Raw genomic sequence first — 22,052 nt, 5'->3', positions numbered from 1 at the left:
TTCCTCCTTGGAACGCGGACGTGCGGGCGAGACTACCGTGGCGGCCTACGCGGCCTGCTCGGCAGCCTTCTCGAACAGGGGCGCCCGAACAGGCGCGTCGGGGGACTGGTTGATCACCTGGTGGCCGTGGCCGTCGGCGATGAGGATGGGGGCGCGCAGGTTCGCGCAGAAGTCCTCGAGGGCTTCCGCGGCCCGCACGGTGACGTAGACGGAGGTCGCTTCGGCGTCGGTGATCCCGATCCGCTGCGCCTCCTCGTCGGCGAGCTCCACCTCGTAGGTGGGGAAGAACCGCCAGGGGTTGGTGAGTGGGACGGCGAGATCGGGGTCGTCCAGCGAGTGCAGCCAGACGAACGCGCTCTCCTCGCTGCGCGCCAGGAGCGCGTAGCGGGTCCCCGCGAGGCCGATCAGGCCGGTTGGGAAGTCGAGCACCGCGTCCGAGGGGATCTCTATCCGCCCGAACCGCGAGCTCTGCAGCACGACGGTCATAGGTCCTCCGTTGTGAGGGTTGATGGTGTGGGAGAAGGTGCTCATCGCAGGAAGTCCATGAGCGACTGCTGGATGACGGTGGCGCCGGACCGCAGCGCGGCCTGGTAGGCGGACTGCCGGGTCGAGAGCTCGAGCATGGCCTCGGCCATGTCGGCGTCCTCGAGGCGGGAGAGGCGCACGCTGCCCGCCAGCTCGAGGTCGGCGAGACGGTTCTGCGCCGACTCCAGCCGGGCGGCGGTCGCGCCGTTGGTGGCGCGCGCCTGCGAGATCGTGTCGAGGTTGGCCTCCAGATTCTGCAGGTCGGTGGTCCGCAGCGCCTGCAGGTCGGCGGCGGTGCCACCGCGCAGGTGGTCGGCCACCGTCCGCAGCGTGTCGAGCAGCTTCGCGTCCGCGGCGCCCTGGCCCGAGCCGAGGATCGCGGACCCCAGGGTGCTGACCTGCACGGTCACGCCGGGACCGATCTCACGCAGCACGAGGCCGGTGTCGCCCGCGTACGCGTCCGACCCGGTCGCGTACGGCGCGGTGCTCGTGGCGGTGCCGCTCATCAGGTACTGGTCGCCGACCTTGACGTTGGCGCGGTCCTTCGCGGACTGGACGAGCTGGTCGATCTCCGCCGCGATGTTCTCGCGGTTCGCGGCCGACAGGCTGCCGTTGGCGCCCTGGAGCGCCAGTTCGCGGGCGCGGTGCAGCACGTCGGCCAGCCCGCCGAGCGCCGTGTCCGTCGCCTGCGTCCAGTCGGCGGCCTCGGCGGCGCCCTGCTGGTAGCGCTGCAGCCCGGCGATCTCGCCGCGCTGACGGATCGCCGCGTGGGCCGCCGCCGGATCGTCGGAGGGTCTGTCGACCCGCCGGCCGGTCGCGACCTGCCGCTGGGCCTCGGCGATGGCGTTGTCCTGCCGACGGAGGTCCATCAGCAGTCGCGACGAGAGCATGGTGTGCGTGATCCGCACGGCTACAGCCCCACCCGTCCGGTGCGGTTGATGAGCGTGTCGAGCGCTTCGTCCATGGTCGACATCACGCGGGCGGACGCCTGGTAGGCGCGCTGGAAGCGGATCATGTTGGCCATCTCCTCGTCCATGGAGACCCCGCTGACCTCGGTGCGCCGCTCGAGGGCGGCGGCGCGCAGCGTGACCGACGTGTTCGCGGAGGCTCGCGCGGTCGCCGTGTCGTCCCCGAGGGCGCGCACCAGGTTCGCGTAGGTGCTGTCCGCGGTGCCGCCGCGGAGCGCGGCGACGGCGAGCGCGACGTCGTTGGCGCCGGCGGCCCCGCCGGTCCCGACGACGAGCGTGGCGCTCGTGACGGCCACCGTCAGGCCGGCGGCGGTCGTGCCGGAGAAGAAGGGCGGTGCGCCGTGGGCGGCGTTGACCGTCGAGGCGAGCTGGGACGCGACCGTGTCGAGATCGGCGCGCCGGGCTCCGATCGGGCCGGTGGGGGAGGCGACGCCGAGCAGCGCCCCGAGCTTGCCGCCCGGCGCGGTGAGCGCCTGGGGCCAGGTGACCGTCGCGCCGTTGGTCAGCGGGGCGGCGGCGTCGCCGAACTGCACGCTGATCGAGCCGCCGCCGAGGTCCGTCACGCTGACCTGGCCGTACTCGGAGAGCTGGTCGAGCAGCTCGTCGCGGCGGTCGAGGAGGTCGTTCGGGCTGCGGCCCGCGGAGAGCTGCTGGGTGATCGCCGCGTCCAGGCGGCCCAGCTCGTCGGCCGCCCGCCGGACGGGGCCGGAGGCGCTGGTCAGGTCCGTGTACTCCTGCGTCGCCAGCGTCTGGATCTGGGCGAGGTTCGCGTCGAGCTGGCGGATGCCCGCGACGAGCGTCTGGGCCTGGCCGATCACCGCCGAGCGGGCGGCGGTCGACGCGGGGTTGGAGGAGAGGGTGGACCAGGCGTCCCAGAACTTCGCGAGCTGGGCGCCGAGGCCGCTGTCGCCCGGCTCGGCGATGACGTCCTCCGCACGGCCCATGGCCTCGGCGGTGGTCTCGTGCTGACCGGCGCTCATCATCTGCGCGCGGGCCTGCAGGTCGAGGAACACGTCGCGGATGCGCCGGTACTCGTCGACCTCGACACCCTGGCCGAGCAGCGCGCCGTAGCCGCCGTTGACGGCACCGGCCTTGAGGAGCAGCGGTGAGGCCGCGGACGTCACGAGCTCCTGGCGGGTGTAGCCCGGACGCTCGGCGTTCGCGATGTTGTGCCCGGTGACGTCGAGCCCGCGCTGCTGGGCCATCAGCCCGCGCAGCGCCACGTTCAGCCCGCTGAAGCCGGAGACGGGCATCAGGCCTGCAGGTCCAGGGCGTGGGTGGACGAGCCGCCGGGCGTCGGTCGTGCGGCCGGGACGTAGGCGGGCGTGGTGACGGCCGAGGGCATGCCGTCGGCGGCGTAGGCGCCGCTGTCCTGCGCCCCCGCGCCGAGCTGCCGCATCAGGTGGTCCAGGAAGGCGAGCTCCTGTTTCATCAGGGCGCGGTTCGCGCGGTGCTCGCGCGCGATCTCGGCCAGCATCCCGCGCAGGTCGGCGGATCGTTCACGGGCCACGGCGGCGGTGCCGGCGGCGAGCAGCGACCCCATCGCCTCGAGCGTCACGACGTGGGCCGGCACGCCGAGTGCCTGGCCCGCGCGCGTCAGGAGGCGGGCGCGGTCCTGCTCGAGGGCCCCGCGGCGCTCCATCTCCGTCTGGATCTCCGCGAGGTGGTCGAGCACCGCGTCGACCTCCTGGCCGCGGATGGCCTGCCCCTGCGCGAGGACGGCCGCGAGCAGGCGCCGGGCGGAGTGCAGCTGCGCGTCGAGGTGGGCGAGCACCTCGGCGCCGAAGGCGTCGGTGGGCACCAGCGTGCTCACGCCGGCGAGTCCCCGGTGCTCGTGATGGACGCCGCGATCTGCGCGGCGAGGCCGAGCCCGCCGGCGGACGTGACCGCGTCGGCGAGCGCGCCCGGCATGAGGTCGCGGTAGGTCTTGGTCGCGGCGGACTCCTGGTCGTCCTCGTCGCCGGCGATCCGGGCCGAGGCGGTCAGCTGCTTGGCGAGCTGCTCCACGAGCTGGCGTTCGAACCCCAGGGCGGCCGTGTAGGCCTGGCGCTGCTGCTCGGAGCCGGTGCGGATCTCCGCGGGCAGCAGCGACCGGTCGATCGCGCCCACGCCGGTCATCGCTTGACCCCGTTGGCGACCTCGGCCATCCGGTCCTGCATGTGGATGGCCTTGCTGGCGAGCTCGTAGGCCCGCTGCGTGGAGATCATCTCGGTCATCGCGGTGCCGATGTCGACGGTCGAGGACTCGAGCGCCCCGGACTGCAGGAGGGTGGCGGGGGGCGCCGTGGTCGCCGCGCCGGAGCCGCGCGTCACGTGCAGCAGGTTGTCGTCGCCGGTGTCCAGCGCGTTCGGCGCCGGGACCGTGAGCAGCCGGATCTTGCCGTGGACGGTGCCGCCCACGCTCACGGTGCCGTCCTCGCCGATGACGACCGCGTCCGGCTGGGTCCCGGCGGGGAGGGTCACGGGCGGGCTCAGGAGCGCTCCGCCGGTGGCCGTGACCAGGCGCCCCTGCGCGTCCAGGCGCAGCTGTCCGTCGCGGGTGAGGGCGTCGCGCCCGTCAGGGGCGCGGACGGCGATGTACCCCTCGCCGACGATCGCGAGATCCAGCGGCTCGCCCGTCTCGCGGATCGCGCCCTGCTGCTGGGAGCGCCCCAGCATCCTGACGGCCGCCCCGCTGCCGAGGCCGACGCCGTCGGCGGCGCCGCGCGCGGCCTGGGTGTACACGAGGTCGCGGAACGCCACGCGGACGTGCTTGTAGCCCGTCGTCGAGACGTTCGCCAGGTCGTTGCTGAGCGCATCGAGCCGGGACTGCTGTGCCGCCATGCCGGCGGCTGCCGTGTACATGCCTTCCAACATCTGGTCCGGTCTCCTCGAGGGAGGGAGTGGAGTCCGGCTTCCACCTGCGGGTGGTCCAGTCGGGAACTCCGTGTCCGTCCGGTGGTCGGCCAGGGGGGTCGCGCCTTGAACGCGGATCGGACGAGTGTCCAGATCCGGTTCGGGCGCGCGCGTCAGCCGGGCAGGTTGCCGACCTGGCCGCTGGCCAGGCGCAGCGTCTCGTCGATCGTGGTGATCGCCTTCTGGCCCGCCTCGAAGGCGCGCATCGAGGCCATCATGTCCACCATCGTGCGGGACGCGTCGATGCCCGAGCCCTCCAGCGCTCCGCTGCGCACGGTGCCCGTGGCGGCACCGGTCGCGGCGCCGGTGAGCAGGCCGTCCCCGGCCTTGCGCGGGGCGGCGACCGCGAACACGCCGACGCGGGCAGGGTCGACGGTGCCGTCGGCCCGCAGCAGGACGGGCCGGCGGTCGGCGCCGAGGACGAGGTTGCCGCCCTGGTCCACCAGGCGTCCCTGCGCGTCGGCGGCGAAGCTGCCGTTGCGGGTGTAGCGGACGCCGTCCGGCGCCTGCACCGCGAAGAAGCCCTCCCCGGCGATCGCGAGGTCCAGCGGCTCCCCGGTGTCCTTGAGCGCCTGCGGGGTGAAGTCGGTCACCTGGGCGGCGATCTGCACCCCCGTTCCCAGCGCGCCGACCTGTGCGCCGGTCTGCCGGTTCACCACGGCGAGCTCCCGCGCGAAGCTGTGCTGGGAGACCCGGTCCGCCTTGTAGCCGGAGGTGTTGGCGTTGGCCAGGTCGTTCGCGAGATGGTCCTGCCGGACCATCTCGGAGAGCATCCCGGACGCCGCGATGTAGAGGCCGCGTTCCATCTGTCCGATCGTCGGCCGCGCCGGGCGGCGGTTGACCGCAGCGGACGGATGGGGGAGGCACGTCCGGTCCATGTGCACCCGCGAGCTCGCCGGAGCGCGTGGCCCCGGGGCCGGATCCGGCGATCAGTTCGCCGCCGCGACGCGCTCCGGATGCGGCTCGGGCAGCACCTGATCGGAGAGTCGCGCGCCCGGCCATCCGCTGCGCTCGCCGACCAGCGTCATGAGCGCCGGGACCAGGATCGTGCGCAGCAGCAGCGCGTCGATCAGCAGCCCGAGCGTCATCACCACGGCGATCTCCTGGAACGCGCGGACGGGGACGAGGGCCATGAGCGCGAAGGACCCGGCCAGCACGATGCCCGCCAGCGTGATGGCCGAGGCGGCGCGGGATGCGGCGATCGGGATGGCGTCGTGCAGCGGCCGCAGCCGCGCTTCCTGCCAGACGCGACCGACGAGGAAGACGTTGTAGTCGGAGCCCAGGGAGACGAGGAGCACCGCGACCGTGAACGGCACGTAGTAGGTGAACTCCCCGAAGATGAAGGCACCGATGCCCAGCGCGGCGACGAAGCCCAGCACGCTGGCGGCCAGCAGGTAGAGGGGGGCGACCAGCGCTCGCAGGTAGAGCGACAGGACCAGCAGGATCGCCAGCAACGCGAGGGGCGCGATCCGCGCGAGGTCGCTGACCGTCTTGTCGATCGTCTCCTCCGACAGCGCGGTGTCGCCCGCCAGTGACGCGTTCGCGCCGTCGAGGCCCGTGGCCACGAGGAAGCCCGGGAGCTTGCGGCGGATCTCGCGCAGCGCAGCGATCGCCGCCGCCCCGACCGGGTCGTCCTGGAGGACGACGAAGTAGCGCGCCGCGTCGCCGCCCCGACCGATCGTCGCCCCGAACTGGACGCCCGGGACCGGCTGGAGGCGAGGGCCGAGGACGAGGGCGACGCCGGGCTGGCGCTCGATGATGGCGCCGAGTCGGCTCAGCGCCTCGCGCTGTGTCGCGATCCCGGTGCGCGACACCACGAGCACCGTGGGGGAGAGGATGCCGGGCGCGAAGCCGCGCGCCGCCTGGCCGTAGGTCTCACGGGGCTCGCTGCCCGCCGGCAGGCCGCGGATCACGGGGTTCGAGAGCTTCATGAAGGCCAGCCCGCTGGCGCCCGCCCCGAGCAGCACGACGCAGAGGAGCACGGCGTGCCAGGGGCGCTCGCACGCGAACCGCACGGCGCGCGAACGCCGCGGCCGCCCGGTCCGCTGCACCGCCGACTCCTCCGAGCTCTCCGTGCCGCTGAGCTCGACCCCGGGACGGCGGGGCCAGAAGAGCGCCCGGCCGAAGATCGCCAGGCACGCGGGGATGAAGGTGACCGCGACGAGGAGCGCGATCAGGACCGACGCGGCGAGGCCCGGCCCGAACACGCGCAGGAACTCGAGCTGGGCCGCGAGCAGCGTCGCCGTCGCCACGATCACCGTGATGCCGGCGGCGGCGATGATCGGCGTCATCTGCGCGGTCGCCGCGCGGGCGGCCGGCAGGCGCTCCTGCCCGTCGGCGAGGAGCGCGCGGAACCGCGAGAGGTAGAAGATCGAGTAGTCGGTGACGACGCCGAACAGCAGGACGACGATCACCGGCTCCACCTCGCGCGGCACCACGAAGCCCGCCTGCTCGCCCACGAGTGCCACGAGATGGCTGCTGATCAGGTAGGCGATGGCGACGGTGGCGAGCGTCAGCAGGGGCGCCCCGGGCGCGCGGAACCGCAGGCCGACCGCGAGGGACACGAGGAGGAGCGTGGCCAGCTCGATCAGCGGGAGGCGGTCGGTGACCAGGTCGCTCTGCGCGGCGATCGCGGCCGCCTGACCCGTGACGCCCACGGTCGTTCCGGGACGCGGGGGGATCTGCTCCTCGACGAACCGCCGCGCGAGGTCCGCGCGGGTTCGCGCGTTGACGTCCTGCTCGAAGAACAGGTAGGTGATCGCGGTCGTGGAGCGCTCGCGGACGAACGGGGACACGCCCAGGGCGTTCGTCACGGGAAGGGCCGCGGCGATGCGCTCGAACCCCGGGATGCGGCCCGACGTCAACGCGGCGGCGCGGCGCGCCACCTCGGCCTGCTCGCGCGCCGACAGCCCGTCCGGGTCGCGCTCGACGATCAGCGTGCGGGAGAGCAGCGGGAAGCCGAACTCGGTCTTCGAGGAGATCTCCGCCTTGACCGCTTCCGTCTCGCGCGGGACGAGGGCGCCGAGGGCGCCGGAGTTGGCCTCCTCGATGCCCGGCAGCGCCGTCGTGGCCGTGATCGCCCCACCGACCCAGAGCAGGACGACGATCCAGCGCAGGCGGACCAGGAGCGGTGCGACCACGTCCTTGGTCATGCCCGCTGGGGCGCCACCCCAACCGCCCCACGACGACGACGCGCCCCGGGTGGAGGTCCGGGGCGCGTCGCCTACTGCGAGGAGGAGAGGTCCTGCGGTCCAGCGGTCCTACGGGTCCTGCGGTCCTACGGGTCCTGCGGGTGCTGCTCGTCCCACCGCCGCCGTGTTTCAGGCGACGGCCTTGAACAGCGCCTCGTCGGCGTCGAGCGCCTGGCGAAGGGTCTTCTTCATCGCGCCGTGGATCTGGCACACGCGCGACTCGCTGACGCCGAGGATCTCGCCGATCTCGGCCAGCGTCATGTTCTTGACGTACAGGAGGACGGCGACCTCGCGCTCGCGCTTGGGAAGGCGGGCGAAGGCGGCGCGGAACTTGTCCTTGGCCTGGTCGGCCTGCGCCATGTGCAGCGGGTCGTCGCGGACGTCCTTGGTGGCGATGGTGTCGAGACGCTCGATCGTCGTCTCGTCGTCGCTCATCACCAGCGTGTTCAGCGACGTCACGTCGGACTGGGTGACCTCGTCGCGCTTGCGGCGGAGCTCCTCGACGGGGACGCCCATCGCCTCGGCGAGCTCCGGGGTGCTCGGACGGCGGCCGTGCAGGGTGGTGAACTCCTCCGTGGCCTTCTCCATGTCGCGCTCCCAGCGGCGGACCGAGCGCGGCGCCCAGTCCTGGCGGCGGAGCTCGTCGAGCACGGCGCCGTGGATGCGGGTCCAGGCGTACTGCTCCAGCGTCGCGCCCTTGGCGGGGTCGTAGCGGTCGATCGACTGGATGAGGGCCTCCAGGCCGCAGGAGATGAAGTCCTCCACCTCGCAGCGGGCGGGCATCTCGCGGACCTTCTTGTAGACGATGTACTTCACGAGCGGCGCGAACGTGAGGACGAGACGGTCGCGCAGGGCGCGGTCGTTCGTGCGCTGGTACTCGCTCCAGAGCGCGAGCGCGTCCTGGGAGGAGAGGCGGCGGTGCTGCTTGCTGGTGGCGGTGAGCGACATGGCGTTGGGTCCTTTGTGGCTGCGTGACCGACTGGACAAGTGAGTTGTCGGCGCCATGTGCTACCGCCCGTATCCCCGCTTCTCGGTACTTCCCCCCGATAGGTGTCGATCCCGCCCTCCCCACTTCTGGGGAGGAGGCCCGTTCACGTCGTCCGACATACGGCCGCGCTCAACCGATGGCGTAGGCGGCCGACCACTGTGTGCGTGCCGCTCCCTGCCCCGCATGAGGACACCGATCAATGGCTCTCCGACTGACCACCGTTCCCGCGGACGCGCCTGCCCAGGGCATCGCGCTGCCCGCCGTCCCCTCGTCGCGCACGACACCCGCGAGCGTCCTGGGGCCTCGCGCCGCCCAGGCCCTCGCGCGCCGGGACGTCCCGGCGTACCGCGCGCTGTTCGCGGAGGCGGCGGCGGTCGACGACGTGCACCGCCGGTGGCAGGCCCGCAAGGCGCTGGTCCAGGCCGGGCTGGGGGTCCAGGGCACCGCGCTGGGCGTCGTGGCCCCCGTCTTCGCCGCCGTCGCCGATGCGTGCCTCGAGCTGCTGGAGCAGGACCCTCGCGAACCGCAGCTCCTGAACTGGGCGGGTGTCGCGCTCTACGAGCTGGGCGCGCTGAAGCCGGCCGGGCAGCTGTTCGACGCCGCCCTGCGGCTGGACCCGGAGCTGCCGCACGTCCGCGGCAACCTCGACGAGATCGCCCGGCGCAAAGCCGCGGGCATCACGCGCATCCCCGGGCTGCCCCCGGCCGTCACGGCGGGGCTGCGGACCCTGGAGACGCGGGCCGCCCGGGTCGCCCGTGCGGCCTCCCCGGCCACCGGACTGACCCTGTCGCTCTGCATGATCGTCAAGGACGAGGAGGCGATGCTGGGACGCTGCCTGGCCGCCGTGCGCGACGCCGTCGACGAGATCATCGTGGTGGACACCGGGTCCACCGACCGCACCGTGGAGATCGCCGAGTCGTTCGGCGCGCGCATCCTGCACCACGAGTGGACCGGCGACTTCTCCGCGGCCCGCAACGTCAGCTTCGGCGCCGCGACGGGTGACTGGGTGATGTACCTCGACGCCGACGAGGTCCTCGTCGACGGGGACGCCGCGGCCCTTCGCGCGCTCACGGGACGCACGTGGCGTGAGGCCTTCTATCTCGTCGAGGTCAACCACACGGGCGACCTGGAGGACGGGACCGCCGTCACCCACGACGCGCTGCGGGTGTTCCGCAACCGGCCCGAGTACCGCTTCGAGGGACGGGTGCACGAGCAGATCGCCCAGCACCTCCCGGGCTTCCTGCCCGAACGGCTGGAGCGCACCCCGGTCCGCATGGAGCACTACGGGTACCTCGGTGTCGTCCGCGACGCCAAGGGCAAGTCGCGGCGCAACATCGAGCTGCTGGAGCGGCAGGCGGCCGAGGGCGTCGACACGCCGTTCCTCTCCTTCAACCTCGCCAGCGAGTACGCGGCCGCCGGCCAGCACGAACGGGCCTACGAGCACTTCGCGCGGGCGTGGGAGGAGGTCGTCGCCGACCCCGCGGTGACGACCTACGGCTACGCGCCGTCGCTGGCGGCCCGGTTCGTGAAGTCGCTTCGCGTCACCGGCCGGCTCGACCGCGTGGACGCGGTCGCCGAGCAGGTCCTCGAGGTCTTCCCGGGCTTCACCGACGTCGTGTACGAGCAGGGCTTCGCCGCGCGGGCCCGTGAGGACCTCGACGCCGCCGCATCGCTCTTCGCCCGGTGCCTGGAGATGGGGGATGCGCCGAGCCGGTACAGCGCGACCGTCGGGTGCGGGACGTCCATGGCGGCCTGCGCGCTGGCGGAGGTCCACCGGATGCGGGGCGAGCTCCCGGCCGCGGAGGCGCTGCTGCGCACCGCCCTGCGCGAGCACCCCGGGTACCTGGGGACGATCGAGCAGCTCGCCCTGGTGCTGCTGCGGCAGGACGTGGCGGCCGCGGACGTCGTCGACCAACTGGAGCGGGACGGCGGACCGCTGAGCCCGACCGCCGCGTTCCTCGTCGCCGTCGCCTGCTTCGAGGTCGGTGCGGTGCAGGTCGCGGCTACGCTGCTGCGGCGGACGCTGGCCGCGCAGCCCGAGGCCCACGCGGCCCGCGTCATCCTCGCGGAGGCACTGCTCTCCGAGGGCGATCTCCCCGCGGCTGCGCAGGAGGCCGAGCGGGTGCCCACCGAGGCCGCCTGCGCGGACGCCGCGGCGCGGACCGCCCTCTTCAGCCGGATCGCCGCGGGCCACGACGTCTCCGAGGAGGCGCTCGACGCGGCCGGCCGGGCCGGGCTGCCCGCCCACGAGGTGGCGGTCCTGCGCGCCTGGCGCGACGGCGGCGCGCCCCTGCCGGCGCTCCCGGCGGAGGCGGCGGCGCCCGTGCTGACGATGCTCGACGCGCTCGCCCGTCTGGAGCAGTACGACGCGTTCGAAGCGCTCGCCCCGGTGCTGGACGCCGTCGACGTGCCGTGGCGCGAGCGCCGGGAGGCGCTGGCCCGTCTGTACCTCCGGCGCGGCTACCTGGAGTCGGCGGCGGACGAGTGGATCGCGGTCGTGGAGCGCGAGGGTCCCGACGCGCGCGCCTACACGGGTCTCGCCGAGGTCGCGCTGGCCCGCGGCCTCGACGAGGACGCCGACCTGCTGGCGGCCGAAGCCCGCGCCCTGGAGCCGGCGCCGGCGTGAGCGCCGCCCTCGCCATCCCCCCGGACGTCCGTCCGGTCCGCCGTGCCGGTGCCCATCGACCGAACGTCCAGGTCGCTGTTCAAGCGCCGGGTGCACCCACCGATGACAGGAGGGCGAGCTTCCCCACGGACGGGGCGGCGGGACACCCAGGAGGGAACGTCATGCAGGTCGCACAGGTCTTTCAGCTGGACGCCGCGCGAGCACGCCGCGACGCCCGGCGGGCAGGGCAGATACCGGGAGAGGTCTGGGCGGAGGTCCAGGCCGCGAACGCCCTGTTCGAGGAGCTCAGGTCCCAGGGTCAGCACGTCGTCTTCGACGACGGCCGTCTCAACGGCAGCACCGTCATCGCGCTGTGCGACCTGGAGGGCAGGATGCTCCGCGAGGTCAGCGCCGGCGAGGTCGTGGGATCTCCGGCGCCGATCGTGCCGATGCGCAGGCCCGGGGACGCGGCGTGAGCCCCATCAGCTTCAGCGGGATGGCCTCCGGCCTGGACACGGACGCGATCATCACGTCGCTGATGCAGGTCGAGCGCGCGCCGAGGATCCGGCTCGAGCTCCGACAGCAGGTCGCCCAGGCGCGGCAGGACGCGCTGGGTGAGATCAAGGGCAAGCTCACGGCGCTCCAGACCGCGGCGACCGGCCTGCGCTCGGCCGCCACGTGGGGCGAGGTCCAGGCGGTGGAGTCCTCCGACAGCACCAAGGTCACCGCGCGGCAGACCGCGGGCGCCGCGCCCGGAGGCGTGCGGCTCGAGGTCACGCAGCTCGCGCGAGCTCCGCAGAAGACGTTCGACTACGTCCCGCCGGTGGGGGCGGGGCAGCTCGTCATCGGCGGGGCGACGATCGCCCTGTCCGACGGCGCGACGCTCGACGAGGCCGTGTCCGCGATCAACCAGTCCACGGACGCGGGGGTCTACGCCGTCAACGTCGCCGGGCGCCTCGTGCTCAGCGGCAAGACGACGGGGGCGGCGAGCTCGATCACCGCAGCCGGCCTGTCGATCATCGAGGACGTGCCCGCGGGGAAGGCCGGTCTCGACGCCCAGTTCACCGTCGACGGGGTGCCGGGCTCGGCGTCGTCGAACGTCGTGACGTCGGCGGTTCCCGGCGTCGAGCTGACGCTCAAGGGCCTGACCTCCGGCGAGGTGACCGTCACCGTCGGTCCGCCCGCGCCCGACAAGAGCGCGGTGGAGGCCAAGGTCAAGGCGTTCGTCGACGCCTACAACGTCATGGTCGACACGATTCGCGCCAAGCTGACCGAGAAGCGCGTCCCCGACGCGCAGACCTCCGCGGACGCCAAGAAGGGCGTGCTGTTCGGGGATCAGGCGCTGAGCAGCCTGCTGTCCTCCTTGCGCTCCACGGTCGGCGCGGTCGTCGGCGGCAATCCGCAGGCGACCGATGCGCTCGAGGACCTCGGCATCACCACCGGCATCGCGACCGGGACCGCGATCAACACCGACGGCGTCGCGGGCCGGCTGAGCTTCGACACGACCAAGTTCCGCGCGGCACTGGACGCCGACCCGACCGCGGTTCAGCGCCTGCTCGGCGGCGCCGGGGTCGACGGATTCGCCCAGGCCTTCGAGTCGGTCCTCACGCCGACCACGCAGGCCGGCGGATCGATGGAGGGCGCCACGCAGGCCGCCGCCGGCGAGGTCACGCGCCTGAAGGACCAGATGGCCCGCCTCGATGATCGACTCGCCGCGAAGGAGGAGCGCCTTCGCCAGCAGTTCACGGCGCTCGAAACCGCCCTCGCCCGCAGCCAGGCGCAGCAGAGCAGCCTGCTGCGCGTGCTCGGCACGTCCTGACCCCTGACACCGTACGAAGCACGACGGAGACACCATGAACCCCTACGCCCGCCCCCAGGCCTACCGCGAGAGCAGCGTGCTGACCGCGTCGCCCGAGCAGCTCGTCGTGATGCTCTACGACGGCGCCCTGCGATTCCTGCGGCAGTCCGAGGCCGCGTTCGGCGAAGAGGCCTACACGCACGGTGGAGAGCGCATGGCACGTGCCGAGGCCATCATCGACGAGCTGCTCGCGACGCTCGACATGGGGGTCGGCGAGCTCGCCGAACGGCTCCAGGCGATCTACGTGTTCTGCAAGCGGCAGCTGATCGACGCGCGCCTGGAGCGCGACGCGACCAAGATCCGCACCGTCATCCGCCTGCTCGACGACCTCCGCGACGCGTGGGCGCAGCTCGCGGCCGGCGGCGGCTCGCAGGGCCCGTCGATGCCGCCGCTCGTCGCGTGAGACGGGCGCAGGCACTCGTCGCGCTCGCCCAGCAGGAGCTGACGCTCGTCCTCGAAGGCCGCGACGACGAGCTCGACGCGCTCCACGAGCAGCGTGAGCAGCTGATGTCGGCGCCGGTGCCGGACGTGGGGGCCCGGTGGTCATCGGCGGACCTCGCCGCGCTCCAGGAGGCCGCCGGGCTCCAGCAGCTCGTGACCCTGGCCCTCGTGGACCGGACGGCCGCCGTCCGCGGGGAGCTCGCCGGGCTGCACCGCGGCCGCGCCGCGGCGCACGGGTACGGGCGCACGGGCGCCTGACCTCGGGGCCTCCCCAGTTCTGGGGAGGCGCGTGGGCGGCGGCGTCCACCGGACCCTGGACACCGCTCAACCCCGCGCGGTTCGCGCCGACGACGGTGCATGACCCGCCACGGACGGCGGTCGAGGCGCCAGGGCCCAGGAGGGGCGAGCCGGCGCCACCCGACCCGACCGATCGCCCGTGAACCTCTTCGACACCACGCAGCTCGCCCTCGACGCCGCCATGCACGGCGCGTCGGTGCGGCAGAGCGCCATCGCGCAGAACGTCGCGAACGTCAACACGCCGGGCTACCGCCGGCAGGACGTGTCCTTCGAGTCGCAGCTCGGTGCCGCGCTGCGCGCGAACGACCGTGACGCGCTCCGCTCGCTGTCCCCCGCCCCGGCGGTCGATCAGGCCGCTCCCGTCCGCGCCGACGGCAACTCGGTCGACATGGACACCGAGGCCGCGGGCCAGGCGCGCAACGGACTCACCTACGCCGCGCTCGTCGCCGTGTACAAGGCGCGCACGACCATCCTCCAGTCCGCGATCGGGGTGCGCTGACGTGGGCCTGTTCGACGCCATCGACATCGCCGGCACCGGGCTCAGCGCGGAGCGCCTGCGCATGGACGTCACGGCCGAGAACCTCGCGAACGCGCAGACCACGCGTGGCGCCGACGGCCAGCCCTACCGCCGCAAGGAGGTCGTCCTCCAGGAGGCGGGCGGCCCGGGCGCCACGTTTGCCGCTGCGCTGGACGGCGCGATGCAGCGGGCCGACGCTCCCCGTGGCGTGCAGGTCGCCGGCGTCGTCCAGGACTCGGCCCCCAACCGCCGCGTCTACGACCCGGGCCACCCTGACGCCAACGCCGACGGCTACGTCGAGCTGCCCAACGTCAACACGGTCACGGAGATGGTCGAGCTCATCAGCAGCTCACGCGCCTACGAGGCCAACGCGACCGCCATGCAGACCGCCAAGACGATGTTCACCCGGACCCTGGACCTGCTGCGCTGATGCCGGTCGAAGCGCTCGGCACCACGGCCTCCGAGTGGACCGTCCCCTCCCTCGGGGCCGAGTCCCAGGTCACCGGTCCGGCCCCGTCCGCCGGGTCCGGGGGCAGCTTCGGGGGCATGCTCGGCAGCCAGCTCGAGAGCCTCGCGACCCTCCAGTCCGACGCCGCTTCCGCCTCGCGCTCACTCGCCGACGGCACGGCGACCGATCCCTCCCAGGTCGTCGTCGCCGTCGAACGAGCGCAGCTCGCAATGCAACTCGCCTCGCAGCTGCGGACGAAGTCCGTCGATGCGATCAGCGAGATCTTCCGGACCCAGGTCTAGCTCGCCGCCCGCTCGCAGAACTCCCTCCACCGCTCCCTCACGGCAAGGCACCCCTCCACCATGCCCCTCCAGCTCCTCGCCAGCATGCCCACCCGCGGCAAGATCACCCTCGCCGCCAGCGCGCTGGTCTTCGTCGTCACCGCCATCTTCCTCATGCGGCTGGCCTCGGCCCCGGCCTACACGACGGTGATGGCGGGCATGGACCCGACCGACGCCGGCAAGGTCACGGCGGCCCTCGACGGCGCGGGCGTCGGCTACGAGATCCGCAGCGGGGGCACCGAGGTCGCGGTCGTCAAGGGCATGGAGAGCAAGGCGCGGGTCGCGCTCGCCGACCAGGGCGTCAGCGGGACCGCGCGTCAGCCCGGCTTCGAGCTGCTCGACAAGCAGAAGCTCGGGGCCTCCAACTTCCAGCAGCAGGTCGCCTACCAGCGCGCGCTGGAGGGCCAGATCGCGCAGACGGTCTCGTCGATCGACGGCGTCAGCGGCGCGCAGGTGCGCCTCACGCTCCCGAAGGACGAGCTGTTCACCGACGAGCAGAAGCCCGCGACCGCCGCGGTGCTCCTGGACGGCGGGTCGGGCGGGATGGACCCGGGTCAGATCCGCGGGATCGCCAACCTCGTGGCCTCGTCCGTCCCGGACCTGAAGGCCGACAGCGTCACGATCACCGACGGCGCCGGGCAGATGGTGTGGCCGGTCGGCGACGGCACCGGCGCAGGGGGAGGTGAGCTGGCCGGGGGCCTCGCGAAGCCCGCCGCGGAGGCGCGTTACGCCGCGCAGCTCGAGTCCTCGCTGGACGCGCTCCTGGTCCGCACGCTGGGCCCCGACAAGGCGCACGTGCAGGTCGCCGCGGACCTCGACGTCAGCCGGGCCACCCAGGAGAAGCTCCAGTACGCCAAGAAGGGCGTGCCGCTGAAGGAGACCGTCGAGAGCGAGACCCTGCGGGGCACCGGCGCGGGGTCCGGCGGGGCCGCGGGCACCACGGCGAACATCCCTGGCGCGGCGACCGGCGCCGTGGCCGGCGGGACGTCGGACTACAGGCACCGGACGACGCAGCGGGACCTCGGCGTCGACAAGACCGTCACCCGGACCCAGATCGCGCCCGGAACGGTGCAGCGCCTGGACGTCGCCGTGGTCATCGACAAGAAGGTCCCGGCCGCCGACGTGGCGCAGCTCAAGACCGCGCTCACCTCGGCCGCAGGGATCCGCGCCGACCGCGGCGACACCCTGGCCGTGTCGCAGGTCGCGTTCGCCGCCGTCCCCGAGCCGGAGGCCGTGCCCGCCGGACCGCTGCCCATCCCGTCCGGCATGGCCGGGCCCCTGAAGGGCGTCGCGATCGGGCTCGGCGCGCTCCTGTTCCTGTTCTTCGTGACCCGTCATCTGCGCAAGCGCGAGACGGTGCCCTTCGCCGACGAGCCGAGCTGGCTGAAGGCCCTGCCGGCCGGCGGGTCCGGGGAGCTGTCCCCTCCTGCCACGACGGTCGACCAGGTCGACTTCTCGGTGACGGACGAGGCGATGAGCGTCTTCAAGGCGGACCCGCGCGCGGTCGCGCTGGAGGAGCTCGTCGTCCGTGAACCCGAGCGCGTCGCGAGCCAGCTGCGCGCCTGGATCACGGAGGACAAGTAGATGGGCGCGGCGACCTCGACCGAGGTGCAGCTGGTCAGCCCGGAGGACCGCGTCGCGCTGGCCGGCCTCACGGGGCGGCAGAAGGCGGCCATCTTCCTGATCTCGATCGGGTCCGAGCGGGCGGCGGAGATCCTGCGCTTCCTCACCGAGCGCGAGGTCGAGGCGCTCTCGGCCGAGATGGCGGCCATGTGGCGCGTCAAGGCCGAGACCACCCGGGCGGTGATCGCCGACCTCGCCGAGCAGTTCAGCGCGAAGGACTACTTCGCGATGGGCGGCCCCGAGTTCGCCCGTGAGGTGCTGGAGCACCTCCTCGGACCGGAGCGCGCCGAGGAGATCATCGGCTCGCTGGCGGCGAGCGCCGAGCTGCGGCCGTTCGACTTCCTGCGCCGGACCCCGCCGGAGCAGATCGCCACCTTCCTCGCGGACGAGGCACCCCAGACCCAGGCGCTGGTGATCGCGTCGCTGCACACCTCGCAGGGCGCGCTCGTCCTGTCGGCCCTGAACCCCGAGGTGCAGGCCGACGTCGCGCTGCGGATCGCCACGATGAGCGACACCAACCCGGGGGTCGTCGAGGACATCGAACGCGGGCTGCGGCTGAAGCTGTCGAACGTCATGACGCAGGAGTTCTCGTCGGCCGGCGGGATCGACTCGCTGGCCGAGATCCTCAACCGCGCCGGCCGGTCGACGGAGCGCAACGTCCTGCAGGCCGTGGCCGAGCACGACCAGGATCTGGCCGACGAGATCCGGCAGCGCCTGTTCACCTTCGACGACATCGTCATCCTCAACGACCGCGACATCCAGCTGGTCCTCCGCGAGGTCGATCAGAAGGACCTCGGGGTGGCGCTCCGCGGCGTCGGGGCAGAGGTCGCGGAGAAGATCTTCGCCAACATGTCGCAGCGCGGCGCCGAGATGCTCCGCGAGGATCTCGAGACGTCGGCGCCGCAGCGACGGGCCGTGGTGGAGGAGGCCCAGGGCCGGGTCGTCGCCGCGATCCGGCGCCTGGAGGAGGCCGGTGCGATCACGCTGGGCCGGGGTGGGGAAGAGCCCGCGGACGAGGTCATCTGATGGCGGTTCACCACGACGTCGACGTCGATGTCGTCGCCTTCGACCTCCCCGATCTCGAACCGGTGGAGCTGGTGCCGAGGCCGGCGGATGCCGGTGGCCGCGAGAGCCCGGTCGAGCGGGCGCGGGTGGAGGCCGACGCGATCCGGGAGGCCGCGCGTGCCGAGGGCTTCGCGGCGGGCCTCGCAGAGGGCCACGCGCAGCTGCAGGCGACCGTCGCGGTCCTGACCGAGGCGGTCGAGGGCATGGCGGCCGCCCGGCACGCCCTGGCCGACTGCGTCGAGCGCGCCTCCGTGGACCTGGGGCTGCGGATCGCCGAGCACGCCCTCTCGGGCGCGCTGCACGCCGAGCCCGAGCGGGTCGTCGACGTGGTCCGCGGCGCCCTGCGCTGCCTGGTCGACCGCGAGCGGGTCACGATCCTCGTCCACCCCGAGGATCTGGACGGGGTGCGAGCCGCCGCTCCGGACCTCATCGCGCAGCTCGGCGGTATCGAGCACTGCGAGGTCCAGGCCGAGCGGCGGGTGACGCAGGGCGGCGCGCTCGTGCGGACCGTCGAGGGCGAGATCGACGCGACGCTCGAGACGAAGCTGCTGCGCGCCCGGGAGGCGGTCATCGACAGCCTGTCCGGCCGACAGGAGCCGTCACAGGGTGACGATGAGCCTTCCTGAGGCCGAGGTCGCCGAGGCGGTCACGCAGCGTCTCGAGGAGCACGCCACGGCCGTGCGACACACCGACCTGCACCTGCGCCACGGCCGGGTGACCGACCTGATCGGACTGATCGTGGAGGCCACCGGGGTCGAGGCGGAGGTCGGTGAGGTGTGCCACATCGCCACCGGCCGGGACAGCAGGCCCACGCCGGCCGAGGTGGTCGGCTTCCGGGCGGGGAGGACCCTCCTCATGCCTCTCGGGGAGGTCCACGGGATCGGGCCGGGGGACCGCGTCACCGCGACCGGGAAGGCCGTCCGGGTTCCTACCGGGCCGGCGCTGCTGGGACGGGTGCTCGACGGGCTCGGGCGCCCCATCGACGGCGGTCCTGCCGTCGACGACCTCCCGCGTGCCGGGATCGAGGCGGCCCCCCCGAGCCCGATGGAGCGCCCCCGCATCACCGAGCGGGTGTCGCTCGGGGTCCGGGCGCTCGATGCGCTCGTGCCGTGTGGGCGCGGGCAGCGGCTGGGCATCTTCGCCGGGTCCGGCGTCGGCAAGTCCTCGCTGCTGGGCATGATCGCGCGCTCGACCAACGCCGACGTCAACGTCATCTGCCTCGTCGGCGAGCGCGGGCGCGAGGTCCGCGAGTTCATCGACCGCGACCTCGGTCCCGAGGGTCTGGCGCGCAGCGTCGTCGTCGTCGCGACCTCCGACCAGCCCGCGCTCGTCCGGATCAAGGCCGCGCTGACCGCGACGACGATCGCCGAGCGGTTCCGCGACATGGGCGCGGATGTCGTCCTGATGATGGACTCGGTGACGCGCTTCGCGATGGCCCAGCGCGAGATCGGCCTGGCGATCGGCGAGCCGCCGGCCACGCGCGGTTACACGCCCAGCGTCTTCGCGCTGCTGCCGCGGCTCCTGGAGCGCTCCGGGACGAGCGCGCTCGGATCGATCACCGGCCTGTACACGGTCCTCGTGGACGGCGACGACATGAACGAGCCGATCGCCGACGCGGTCCGCTCCATCCTCGACGGGCACGTCGTGCTGACCCGTGAGCTCGCACACCAGGGGCACTATCCGGCGATCGACGTCCTGCAGTCCGTGAGCCGTCTCGTCGGCGAGATCATGGACCCGGAGACGCGGTCAGCCGCGCAGGAGCTGCGGACCCTGCTGGCCGCCGAGAAGGACAAGCGCGATCTCGTCGCCATCGGCGCGTACGAGCGCGGAACGGATCCCGTCGCGGACCGCGCCCTGGACCTCAAGCCGTCGATCGACGCGTTCCTGCGGCAGTCCGTCGACGATCGAGGGGACGCGCAGGCGGCCGACGCCGCGCTGCATGCGGTGGTCGGAGGTGCCGGCACGGTCGGCGGGGGGCCGCCGGCGGTCGACGGCACCGCCTTCCTCGACGGTGCGCGGGACGACGGCCACAGCCCCTCCGTCGCCGACCCGCAGCACGCCGCGAGCCCGTCCGCGATACCCCCGCTGAACCTGGGGGTCTGAGATCAGAACGCGGTGGTGCCCGAGCGCTTGAGCTCGAAGCCGTGCTTGTCGGCGTTGGTGCACCGCATCGTGCCCTTGCCCGCCCGGCAGGTCACGCCCTTGATCGTCTTGCGCTTCCCGGTCTTCAGCGTCGTGTACCGCGACACCTTGAACGGCATCTTCGCGAAGCAGCCGGCGTTGAGGACCGACGCTCCCCGGCGGGCGACCCGGCCGCTGGCCTGGAACGCACGGGTGCAGGAGCCCTTCTTGCCCTGGCGGCGGATCACGCACGTGACGCTGCTGCCGGTCTGCGCGCATCGGATGTTCTTGCTCGCGTCCTGGAAGCCGACGCGGGCGCTCGCGGTCGCACCGGGGGCGTCCGCGGCGCTCGGGGAGGTGATCGGGGCGATGGCGAGCACCGCGACGGTGCATGCCGAGAGGCACAGGGCGCGGCCGGGGATCCGGAGATCGGTCATTGGAGTACCTCGGTTCGTGGGTGCGGGCAGGGGAGTCGACCGCGGGTCAGGTGCAGCGTACGGTCCATGCGCGCGGCGATGTCCGCGTCGTGGGTGATCAGCAGGATCGTCGGGCGCCAGGGCAGCGTCAGCAGGTTGCCGATCACCCGGTCGGCGACGTCCTCGGGAAGGTGCGCGGTCGGCTCGTCGAGCACGAGCAGCGCGGGGCGGGTCAGGAGCGCTCGCGCCAGGACCACGCGCTGCCGCTGCCCGCCGGAGAGCTTGAGCGCATCGTCGCCGAGCGCCGTGGCCGGGCTCGCGAGCGCATCGGGGGTGAGCCGGTCGGCCTCCGCCAGCCGCGCGGCCTCGGCGACCTGCGCGGGGGTGGCGTCCGGACGTCCGAGCGCGATGTTGTGCGCGATCGAGCCGGGCAGGAGCACGCTGTCCTGCAGCGCGACGCCGAGCTGCCGACGCAACCCGGGCAGGTCCAGGTCCTCGAGCGGGATGTCGTCGGCGAGCACGCGCCCGTGGTCGGGGCGGTACAGGCCGAGCAGGAGCGCGGCCACCGTCGTCTTGCCGGCGCCGTTGGCCCCCATCAGCGCGACGCGGTCGCCGGGGGCGAGGTCGAGGTCGACGCCGGCCAGCACCTCCCGATCGCCGTAGGCGAAGCCCACGCCGCGCATCGTCATGCGGCCGTGGAACGCGATCACGTCCGTCCCACCGTACGCGTCTCCCGGCGCCGAGCGCAGGAGCGCCTGCACGCGGTCGAGCGCGGCCGCGCCCTCGATGAGCCGGGGGACCGCGTTGGACAGACCGGCCGTCTGCCGGAGCCCGAGCGCCATGATCGCGTAGAACGCCAGCATCGCCCCGGTGCTCATCGTCCCGCGGTTCACCAGGATCCCGCCGACGACCAGCACGATGACGCCGATGCCGGTGGCCGCTGCGCCGTGCGCGGCGACGTACCGCGCCTCGGAGCGTGCGGCGTGCGCGCTGGCGTCGGCGTAGTGGTCGATCTCCTGCGAGAACCGCGCGATCTGCTCCTGCTCCGCGCCCGACGCGCGGATGGTGGGCAGGCCGCCGAGCAGGACCTGCCAGCGGTCGCTGAGGCGATGGGCCGCCTGCTGCCACAGCACGGCGCGACGCCGGAAGACGTGAGCGAACGCGCGTGTGGCGACGATGGTCAGCGGAACGGTGACGGCCAGCACCGCGGACAGCACCGGGCTCAGGATCACGCTCACGACGCCGAGTGGTACGAGCGTGACGACCGCGGGAAGCGCCTGGCCGACGAGCGTGCGCGCCATCCGGTCGACGTCCTCGCAGTCCCTGACGACGGCGGCGTGCAGCTCTCCCGGGGGGCGCTGGTCGTGCCACGCCAGCGGCTGCGTCATCACCGTGGCGGCGAGGTCGGCGCGGAGCCGGCCGACCGCTTCGTGGCTGATCCGGGCCGTGTAGCTGCGCGTGGCGGCGATCGCCGCCGCGCTGAGGGCGGCGCACGCCGCGACGAGCAGCCCGCCGACGATGATCGCCTGCTCGTCGCCGCGGGCGATGTCGCGGTCGAAGATGCGGCGCACGAGCAGGGCGATCGGGATCAGGGCCAGCGACTGCGCCCCCGCCAGCAGCACCGCGGTCACGATCTGCGTGCGGAGGTCCAGCAGCGACCGGATGTCGCGGAGCACCCCGATCACAGCAGGCTCCGCACGAGCTCGGTGGGGCGGGTCAGGTCCGGACCGCAGACCAGGCGGTGGGCGGGGATC

At 73.4% G+C, this 22,052-nt stretch carries 23 protein-coding genes; 12 read left to right on the top strand and 11 right to left on the bottom strand.

The annotated features are described in order from the left end of the window. Window positions 1–45: 45 nt before the first annotated feature. From fliW to ABYE80_RS02605, 9 genes are all read right to left on the bottom strand, one after another. Complete coding sequence (gene fliW, locus ABYE80_RS02645; protein ID WP_372788459.1) at window positions 46–531, bottom strand: flagellar assembly protein FliW; 486 nt, start codon at window positions 529–531, stop codon at window positions 46–48. Next, window positions 528–1,433 (bottom strand): flagellar hook-associated protein FlgL, encoded by a 906-nt coding sequence (gene flgL / locus ABYE80_RS02640; RefSeq protein WP_372788458.1) that lies wholly within the window; start codon window positions 1,431–1,433, stop codon window positions 528–530. Before flgL ends, fliW begins: the two co-directional genes overlap by 4 nt. Before the next feature lie 2 nt (window positions 1,434–1,435). Further along, on the bottom strand, window positions 1,436–2,746 hold the full coding sequence (flgK, locus tag ABYE80_RS02635; RefSeq protein WP_372788456.1) for a flagellar hook-associated protein FlgK: 1,311 nt from the start codon (window positions 2,744–2,746) through the stop codon (window positions 1,436–1,438). Next, window positions 2,746–3,306 (bottom strand): flagellar protein FlgN, encoded by a 561-nt coding sequence (locus ABYE80_RS02630; protein ID WP_372788454.1) that lies wholly within the window; start codon window positions 3,304–3,306, stop codon window positions 2,746–2,748. The genes flgK and ABYE80_RS02630 overlap by 1 nt, the downstream gene beginning before the upstream one ends. Continuing rightward, on the bottom strand, window positions 3,303–3,611 hold the full coding sequence (locus ABYE80_RS02625) for a rod-binding protein (RefSeq protein WP_372788453.1): 309 nt from the start codon (window positions 3,609–3,611) through the stop codon (window positions 3,303–3,305). Before ABYE80_RS02625 ends, ABYE80_RS02630 begins: the two co-directional genes overlap by 4 nt. Next, window positions 3,608–4,336, bottom strand: coding sequence for a flagellar hook-basal body protein (locus ABYE80_RS02620; RefSeq protein WP_372788452.1), 729 nt, complete (start codon window positions 4,334–4,336; stop codon window positions 3,608–3,610). Before ABYE80_RS02620 ends, ABYE80_RS02625 begins: the two co-directional genes overlap by 4 nt. A gap of 164 nt (window positions 4,337–4,500) precedes the next feature. Further along, window positions 4,501–5,193 carry a flagellar hook-basal body protein gene (locus ABYE80_RS02615; RefSeq protein WP_372788450.1) on the bottom strand — a complete coding sequence of 231 codons (693 nt, stop codon included), beginning with the start codon at window positions 5,191–5,193 and terminating at the stop codon, window positions 4,501–4,503. Window positions 5,194–5,316: 123 nt separating this feature from the next. Further along, window positions 5,317–7,539 (bottom strand): MMPL family transporter, encoded by a 2,223-nt coding sequence (locus tag ABYE80_RS02610; protein ID WP_372788449.1) that lies wholly within the window; start codon window positions 7,537–7,539, stop codon window positions 5,317–5,319. A 168-nt stretch (window positions 7,540–7,707) separates the two neighbouring features. Continuing rightward, the gene (locus ABYE80_RS02605) at window positions 7,708–8,526 is read right to left on the bottom strand and encodes a sigma-70 family RNA polymerase sigma factor (protein WP_372788448.1); all 819 of its coding nucleotides are present in this window, start codon (window positions 8,524–8,526) and stop codon (window positions 7,708–7,710) included. Between the two features lie 239 nt (window positions 8,527–8,765). Between ABYE80_RS02605 and ABYE80_RS02600 the strand changes: the two genes are divergently transcribed. From ABYE80_RS02600 to ABYE80_RS02545, 12 genes are all read left to right on the top strand, one after another. Then, the gene (locus tag ABYE80_RS02600; RefSeq protein ID WP_372788446.1) at window positions 8,766–11,192 is read left to right on the top strand and encodes a glycosyltransferase; all 2,427 of its coding nucleotides are present in this window, start codon (window positions 8,766–8,768) and stop codon (window positions 11,190–11,192) included. Between the two features lie 161 nt (window positions 11,193–11,353). Continuing rightward, window positions 11,354–11,647, top strand: coding sequence for a hypothetical protein (locus tag ABYE80_RS02595; protein ID WP_372788445.1), 294 nt, complete (start codon window positions 11,354–11,356; stop codon window positions 11,645–11,647). Next, entirely contained in the window at window positions 11,644–12,990 is a 1,347-nt protein-coding gene (gene fliD, locus ABYE80_RS02590) for a flagellar filament capping protein FliD (protein WP_372788444.1), read from the top strand. Before ABYE80_RS02595 ends, fliD begins: the two co-directional genes overlap by 4 nt. 34 nt (window positions 12,991–13,024) lie before the next feature. After that, complete coding sequence (fliS, locus tag ABYE80_RS02585; protein WP_372788442.1) at window positions 13,025–13,432, top strand: flagellar export chaperone FliS; 408 nt, start codon at window positions 13,025–13,027, stop codon at window positions 13,430–13,432. Further along, window positions 13,429–13,728: a hypothetical protein gene (locus ABYE80_RS02580; protein ID WP_372788441.1), complete on the top strand. Its 300-nt coding sequence runs from the start codon at window positions 13,429–13,431 to the stop codon at window positions 13,726–13,728. The genes fliS and ABYE80_RS02580 overlap by 4 nt, the downstream gene beginning before the upstream one ends. A 178-nt stretch (window positions 13,729–13,906) precedes the next feature. Continuing rightward, window positions 13,907–14,266 carry a flagellar basal body rod protein FlgB gene (flgB, locus tag ABYE80_RS02575; protein WP_372788439.1) on the top strand — a complete coding sequence of 120 codons (360 nt, stop codon included), beginning with the start codon at window positions 13,907–13,909 and terminating at the stop codon, window positions 14,264–14,266. Between the two features lies 1 nt (window position 14,267). Continuing rightward, entirely contained in the window at window positions 14,268–14,714 is a 447-nt protein-coding gene (gene flgC / locus ABYE80_RS02570; RefSeq protein ID WP_372788437.1) for a flagellar basal body rod protein FlgC, read from the top strand. Continuing rightward, window positions 14,714–15,034: a flagellar hook-basal body complex protein FliE gene (locus ABYE80_RS02565; protein ID WP_372788436.1), complete on the top strand. Its 321-nt coding sequence runs from the start codon at window positions 14,714–14,716 to the stop codon at window positions 15,032–15,034. The genes flgC and ABYE80_RS02565 overlap by 1 nt, the downstream gene beginning before the upstream one ends. Before the next feature lie 60 nt (window positions 15,035–15,094). Then, the gene (gene fliF, locus ABYE80_RS02560; RefSeq protein WP_372788435.1) at window positions 15,095–16,657 is read left to right on the top strand and encodes a flagellar basal-body MS-ring/collar protein FliF; all 1,563 of its coding nucleotides are present in this window, start codon (window positions 15,095–15,097) and stop codon (window positions 16,655–16,657) included. Continuing rightward, window positions 16,658–17,722: a flagellar motor switch protein FliG gene (gene fliG, locus ABYE80_RS02555; RefSeq protein ID WP_372788433.1), complete on the top strand. Its 1,065-nt coding sequence runs from the start codon at window positions 16,658–16,660 to the stop codon at window positions 17,720–17,722. Continuing rightward, on the top strand, window positions 17,722–18,387 hold the full coding sequence (locus ABYE80_RS02550; RefSeq protein WP_372788432.1) for a FliH/SctL family protein: 666 nt from the start codon (window positions 17,722–17,724) through the stop codon (window positions 18,385–18,387). The genes fliG and ABYE80_RS02550 overlap by 1 nt, the downstream gene beginning before the upstream one ends. After that, entirely contained in the window at window positions 18,374–19,864 is a 1,491-nt protein-coding gene (locus ABYE80_RS02545; RefSeq protein ID WP_372788431.1) for a FliI/YscN family ATPase, read from the top strand. The genes ABYE80_RS02550 and ABYE80_RS02545 overlap by 14 nt, the downstream gene beginning before the upstream one ends. 2 nt (window positions 19,865–19,866) lie before the next feature. On the opposite strand, the gene ABYE80_RS02540 is transcribed toward ABYE80_RS02545, so the two are convergent. Next, a complete protein-coding gene (locus ABYE80_RS02540; protein WP_372788430.1) occupies window positions 19,867–20,319 on the bottom strand; it encodes a hypothetical protein in 453 nt (150 codons plus the stop codon). Further along, window positions 20,316–21,974 (bottom strand): ABC transporter ATP-binding protein, encoded by a 1,659-nt coding sequence (locus ABYE80_RS02535; RefSeq protein WP_372788429.1) that lies wholly within the window; start codon window positions 21,972–21,974, stop codon window positions 20,316–20,318. Before ABYE80_RS02535 ends, ABYE80_RS02540 begins: the two co-directional genes overlap by 4 nt. Window positions 21,975–22,052: the final 78 nt, after the last annotated feature.

It is taken from the genome of Paraconexibacter sp. (assembly GCF_041602235.1).
Taxonomy (GTDB): Bacteria; Actinomycetota; Thermoleophilia; order Solirubrobacterales; family Solirubrobacteraceae; genus Paraconexibacter.
This window is presented reverse-complemented; position numbering and strand designations above follow the sequence as displayed.